The 6,311-nt window shown below is 72.9% G+C and carries 3 protein-coding genes; 2 read left to right on the top strand and 1 reads right to left on the bottom strand.

The features are described 5' to 3' along the window. Positions 1-136: 136 nt before the first annotated feature. Positions 137-1,306, bottom strand: coding sequence for a hypothetical protein (locus ACFXC1_RS12340; RefSeq protein ID WP_381241884.1), 1,170 nt, complete (start codon positions 1,304-1,306; stop codon positions 137-139). A 228-nt stretch (positions 1,307-1,534) separates the two neighbouring features. On the opposite strand from ACFXC1_RS12340, the gene ACFXC1_RS12335 reads away from it, so the two are divergent. After that, positions 1,535-4,876, top strand: a complete 3,342-nt coding sequence (locus ACFXC1_RS12335) for a right-handed parallel beta-helix repeat-containing protein (RefSeq protein WP_381241882.1) — start codon at positions 1,535-1,537, stop codon at positions 4,874-4,876. Then, positions 4,873-6,165, top strand: a complete 1,293-nt coding sequence (locus ACFXC1_RS12330; protein WP_381241880.1) for a S8 family serine peptidase — start codon at positions 4,873-4,875, stop codon at positions 6,163-6,165. Before ACFXC1_RS12335 ends, ACFXC1_RS12330 begins: the two co-directional genes overlap by 4 nt. Positions 6,166-6,311: the final 146 nt, after the last annotated feature.

The following is a 6,311-nucleotide window of genomic DNA, read 5'->3' as shown; positions in this document are numbered from 1 at the left end:
GCCCCCCGGGGGGGCCTCGGCGGTCCCCGTCCCCCCCGTGCGCCCGCGCCTCACAAACACTCTCCTGTTGTGGTGTGTCCCCCGCCTGGCCCCCGCCGCCCCGTGGGGGGGGCCCCCGAAAGGGAGTTCAGGTCGCTCAATGCTGGGTGTTGCTCGCCCAGATCGCCGTCGAACCGGAGTAGATCACCATATTGCCGTCGCCCTGGAGCCTGAGGTAGGCGCCGTTGTGGCCGGCGGTCTGGCTGGCCCACACGGGCTGGTTGCTCGACGTGTAGACGACCAGGTTGCCGTCCCCCTGGAAGACCGCGTGGTAGTTGGAGCCGAAGGTCATGGTGGCCCAACGCGGCTTGTTGTTCTCGTCGTACAGCACGAAGTTGCCGTCGGTCTGCATGCGCAGCCGCGCCTTCTTGGCGTTGATCGACTGGCCCGCGCTCAGCACCCGGGTGGCCGTGACGAGGACGTCCGACGGATAGCTCGACGTCGTGGTGGAGCCCGACTTCGTACCGGACTTGGTGCTCCCGGACTTGGTCGTGGTGGACTTCTTCGTCGGCTTCGCCGCCGCGGCCGGTTTCTTGGTCGTCTTCACCGCCGTCGGCTCGCTCACCGGCTGCGCGACGGACGTCCTGCCCGTCGAGGTCTTGTGCGGCTGAGCGACCTTCGGTGTGCCGGACTGCGCCGGAGTGGACGGAATGGACGGGGCGGACGAGGCGTACGCCCCGGCGCCCTGTGTCGCGCCGTCGCCGAGGATGGTGCCCGCCTGGTCGGCGACGACCCGGTCGTGGTTCTCCGGCGTCCGGTCCCCCCGGCTCATCAGCAGCCCCGGTACGGCGATCAGCAGCGCGCCGAGCACCGCCGCACCGGCCAGCAGCGGGCGGCCCGGTCGGCCGACGGACGCTGCCGCCTTGTCGCCGGGGGTGGGTCCGTCCCCCTCGGGGACGCTCGCGGCCACCGCCATCGCGGGTGCCTCGGGCTCGGCGGCCTCCTGCCGCGCCGGTCCGGCGGCGGCGGACTCCGGGCCGGCAGGACCGTCGGGCTCCGCCGTGCTGCCGCCCGCAGCGGCGAGCGACTCGGTCTCCGCGGCCGAGGTCGCGGGTCCGCTCAGCTCCGCCGCCACGGACTCCGCGGAGATGGTCCCGGCCGAACTGACGGCCCCTGAAGGGGACTTGGGTGTCGCACTCGCCGTGCTCGTCGCCGCGGATTCCTCGGTCGCCGAGGTCGACGCGGTGACGGTCTCCCCGGCCGGGGTGGCCGCTGCCGAGGTCTCTGCCGCTGTCTTCCTCGCGGTCGGTCCGGTTCGGTCTGTCATCCGCCCTGTCCGCCCCAATCGCCCAGCAGTTCTTCGTACGTCTGTATGGACAATCCTTTCACGCGCATACACGCACGTGCGCCAACGGCGGTTCCTTTCCCGGGAGTTAACAATCGTCACGCGCAAGCTCCGGCGCTGGTACGGCTGTTGCGGACGGCACATAATTTGCCGTACGGCATGATGGGGTTGGCCGCAACCGACAGGTGCCGACACGAGGAGGTCAGCTGAGTGCGCCAGGTACTGACGGTCTGTCCGGAGGGCACCGGGGACGCCCGGACGATCGGAGAGGCCCTGGCCAGGGCGCGCGGAGGCGCGGTGCTGAGTGTGCGTCCGGGGACGTACGAGGAGAATCTCGTCGTCACCACCCGGGTGACCATCGTCGCCGAACAGGCGCGCGGCACCGTCCGGTTGGCCCCGCGCAAGGGCATCGTGATCTCGCTGCGCGTGGACGCGGTGATGCTGACCGACCTGGTGGTCCAGGGTCACGACGAGGAACAGCCCGCCGTGGACGCCTCGCACGGGCAGGTCGCGATGCAGGGCTGCGATCTGTCCGGCGCCTCGTGGACGACCGTACTGGCCCGCAACTCCGGCTCGTTGGCGATGCGCGAGTGCCGGGTCTCCAACCGCACCGGCGCCGGGGTCGTCGTCACCTCGCCGACCGAGAGCTCGCTGGAGTCCTGCACCCTCGAACACCTCGGCACCAGCGGTGTGGTGATCGGCGAACGCGGCCGGGCCACCCTGCGCGGCTGCACGATCCGGGACGCGCGCGGCAACGGCGTGCTCGCCAACGGCGACGCGCAGGGCTCCGTGGAGGACTGTGATCTGGCATCGACCGACAAGCCGTCGCTGGCACTTGAGGAGCGCAGCGCGATCCGGGTGCTGCGGACCGTGATCCGCGACACCTCCATCGGCGTGCATGTGACCAGCTCCGCCCGCTGCGAGCTGGAGGAGGTGCGGGTCACCGGTTCCAGCGGGCCCGGCATCATCGTCTCGCACGGCAGCGACCCGGTACTGCGCCGCTGCCGCACCGCCCGCACCACGGGCAACGGCCTGCTGGTGACGGACCGTTCACGCGGCACCTACGAGGACTGCTGGCTGACCGGCGCCCAGATGGCGGCGCTGCGGGTGGCCGGGGCCTCCTCGCCCACGCTGACCTCGCTGACCGTCCGGGACGGCGAGTCGGACGGTGTCCTGCTCGAAGAGGACGCGGCGGCCGAGCTGGAGCGCGTGGAGATCATCGACGTCAAGGGCACCGGAGTGGTGATCCGCGGCAACGCCAACCCGCTGGTACGGCGCGCCCGCATCACCGGCGCGGGCGGCAGCGGTGTCTCCGTGCGCGACGGCGGGCGCGGCCGGGTGGAGGACTGCACGGTGGAGGCACCGGGCGGCGCGGGCGCGGAGATCGCGGCGGGCGGCAACGTGTATCTCGCCGGGTTCCGGGTCAACAGCCCCGGCGGCCCCGGTCTGGAGATCGGCGGCGAGGGCACGGCCGCACTCCGCGACGGTGAGCTGGTCTCGGCCGGCGGCTGCGGTGTACTCGTGGACACCGGCGGTGAGTTGACGGCCAACCGGGTACGGACCGCGGCTTCCGCCGAACACGGCTTCCTGGTCCGCGACGGCGGCCGGGCCTCCCTGAACGGCTGCGAGGCGGCCGGCAACGACCGTGACGGCATCCGCGTCGAGTCCGAGGCCCCGGTCTCGGTCGTGGGCTGCACGGTCCGCGACAACAAGGGCGGCGGCCTCGTCCAGGCCAAGGCCGGTGGTCGGCTGGCCGTGGAGAACCTCACCAGCACCGGCAACGAGGCCCGCGACGCGTGGGGCTTCGGCGAGGCCGAGGGCACCGACCCGGCGGGCACCGTACCGGAGTCGGAGGGGCCCGGACGCCCCGACGGACCGATGGCCGCGCTGGAGGGCCTGATAGGCCTGGACAACGTCAAGGAACAGGTCCGCACCCTCGTCAACCTCACCCAGCTGGCCGCGCGCCGTGCCCAACTCGGCATGTCCGCACCGCCGATGAGCCGCCATCTCGTCTTCGCGGGCCCGCCCGGCACCGGCAAGACCACCGTGGCCCGCCTCTACGGCACGATCCTCGCCGAACTGGGCGCCCTGCGCTCCGGGCACCTGGTCGAGGTCTCGCGTGCCGACCTGGTCGCCCAGGTCATCGGCGGTACGGCCATCAAGACCACCGAGGCCTTCGAACGGGCCCTGGGCGGCGTCCTGTTCGTCGACGAGGCGTACACCCTCACCTCCGACTCCCGTGGTTCCGGGGCCGACTTCGGGCGCGAGGCCGTCGACACGCTGCTGAAGCTGATGGAGGACCACCGCGAGGACGTGGTCGTCGTCGCGGCGGGCTACTCCGACGAGATGCGCAGCTTCCTCGGCTCCAACCCCGGTCTGGCGTCCCGTTTCTCACGGACCGTCGAGTTCGAGAACTACTCGGTGCCCGAGCTGGTGGAGATCATGGAGAGCATGTGCGTACGCCACCAGTACGCGCTCGCCGACGAGACCCGGCACGCGCTCGCCGTGCACTTCGAGCGAATACCGAAGGACGCCGGGTTCGGCAACGGCCGTGCCGCACGGCAGGTGTTCGAGGAGATGGTGGACCGCCAGGCCGTACGGCTCTCGGCGCTCACCGACGTCACCGAGCAGGACCTTTCCCTGCTGCTGCCGCAGGACATCAGCGAGGAGGCGGCCCGCACGGCCGCCGACGGCCCGAACGCCGTCGACCCCGGCGACGACGCGCTCAGCAGGCTGGACGCACTGGTCGGACTCCACGCGGTGAAGCGGGACGTCACCGACCTCGTCAACCTGGTGTCGACCGCCAAGCAGCGCGAGGCCGCCGGACTCCCGGTGCCCCGGCTCAGCCACCACCTCGTCTTCACCGGCCCGCCCGGCACCGGCAAGACCACCGTGGCCCGCCTCTACGGCGAACTCCTCGCCTCCCTGGGCGAGTTGCCCCGCGGCCAGCTCGTCGAGGTGTCCCGCGCCGATCTCGTCGGCCGATACGTGGGCCACACCGCGCAGTTGACCCGCGAGGTCTTCGAACGGGCCCTGGGCGGTGTCCTGTTCGTCGACGAGGCGTACACCCTCACCCCGCGCGAGGCGTCCGGCTCCGACTTCGGCCGCGAGGCCGTGGACACCCTGCTGAAGCTGATGGAGGACCACCGGGACAAGGTGGTCGTCATCGTCGCGGGCTACACCCAGGAGATGGAGACGTTCCTCGCCTCCAACCCGGGTCTGTCCTCCCGGTTCTCGCGCCGCGTCGAGTTCGCGGACTACTCCTCCGACGAGCTGGTCACCATCGTCCGCGAGCACGCCGTACAGCTCGGGTACGAGTGCGCGGCCGGACTCGGGCCGGTACTGCGGCAGCACTTCGACTCACTGCCCCGCGACCGGTCCTTCGGCAACGCGCGCACCGCCCGCCAGATCCTGGAGCGGATGATGACCCGCCAGGCGGGCCGCCTCAGCCGGCTCGCCGTGCCCAGCCTCGACGACCTGCGCCTGCTCCTCCCGGAGGACCTCGCGGATCCGGCGAGTGCCTCCTCCTCCAGCGGGGCGGCCCGCGCATGACGACGGCACACGGCAAGGTCTCCGCCGCCGCTCTGGCGCTGCTGCTGACCGCTTCCGCGAGCGCACTCGGCGCCGGGTCGGCCGCGGCGGCCGGGAACACGGTCCGACTCCCAGTCCTGTCCACGCGGTTGGACGCCAACGCTGCGTGCGCGGCGGGCTCGTCGGTCCGCGCCACCGACCTGCCGTGGGAACAGGTCTCGCTGCAACTCACCCGCACCTGGCCGTTCGCCTCGGGCGCCGGAGTGACCGTCGGCGTGGTCGACACCGGGGTCTCGACCTCCGCGCCGACGCTCAAGGGCCGGGTCACGGCGGTCCGCGACGCCGGGACCGACTGCGTGGGACACGGCACCTTCGTGGCCGGGCTGATCGGCGCCGCCGTAGCCGACGGTGTGCGGTTCGCGGGCGTGGCGCAGCAGGTGCGCATCCTCGCGGTACGCGGCAGCGACGAGCGGGGGGCGGTCACCGCCGAGCGGGTCGCGTACGGCATCCGGGCCGCCGTGGACGGCGGGGCGAAGGTGGTGACGGTGTCGGCGGCGCTCGCGGCCAACACCCCCACGCTGCGCTCGGCCGTCGCGCTGGCCGCGAAGAAGGACGTCCTGGTGATCGCCGCCGCCGTACCGGACACCCCGGCGACGGCGACCTCGGCGACGGACAGCCCGCCCGCCCGCGACTACTACCCGGCCGCCGACGACGGAGTGCTCTCCGTCCTCGACGTCGACGTGGACGGCAAGCGGCCGACCGGCGCGTACACGACCGACAGCGCCGCCATCGCCGCGCCCGGTGACGGTGTGGTCGGCATCGGCCCCGTGAAGAACGGTCATTACATCGGCTCCGGGGCGTCGTTGGCCGCCGGTTTCGTGGCCGGGGCGGCGGCGCTGGTGCGCTCCGTCCACCCGGAGTTGACGGCCGCCCAGACCGCGAGCCTGCTGCGCAGCTCCGCGTACCCGGCCGACGTACCCCGCCTCGACCCGTACGCGGCCGTCACGTCGGTCCTGACCGGCGCTTCGGCACCGGCTGTCGGCGCCCCCGCCGCCCCGGTCCGCCTCCCGGCCGACAAGGCCGCCGGACCGCTCCGCCGCGCCCTCTGGCCCGCTTCGGCGGGCCTCGCAGTGATCATCGCGGTGGTGTGGCTGGGGCTCGTCCTGCCCCGGGGGCGCCGTCTGGGCTGGCGCCCGTCACGTCCGGACGACGCGGTGGCGCCGGACGGCTCGGAAGCTCCGGACAGCACGCCCGATACGGCTACGGCGGTCACGGCGGGGGTCGGAGGACCCGGAGCCGCGGAGGGCTGATCGCCGGGTGGTGACACCCCGGCGAGGGGTCGCTCGCGGACCGGGCGGCACCGAACGGCCTTTCCGCGCGGGGCTGTTGACAGGCTGCGCCGAAGGGGATTCGCGGCGCGGGACGGTCGGGGGAGCGCAAAACTGCTGAGGGCCGA

The organism is Streptomyces hokutonensis, assembly GCF_042751305.1.
GTDB lineage: Bacteria > Actinomycetota > Actinomycetes > Streptomycetales > Streptomycetaceae > Streptomyces > Streptomyces hokutonensis_A.
Note: the sequence above shows the minus strand (reverse complement) of the source record. Positions and strands in the feature narration are given on the sequence as shown.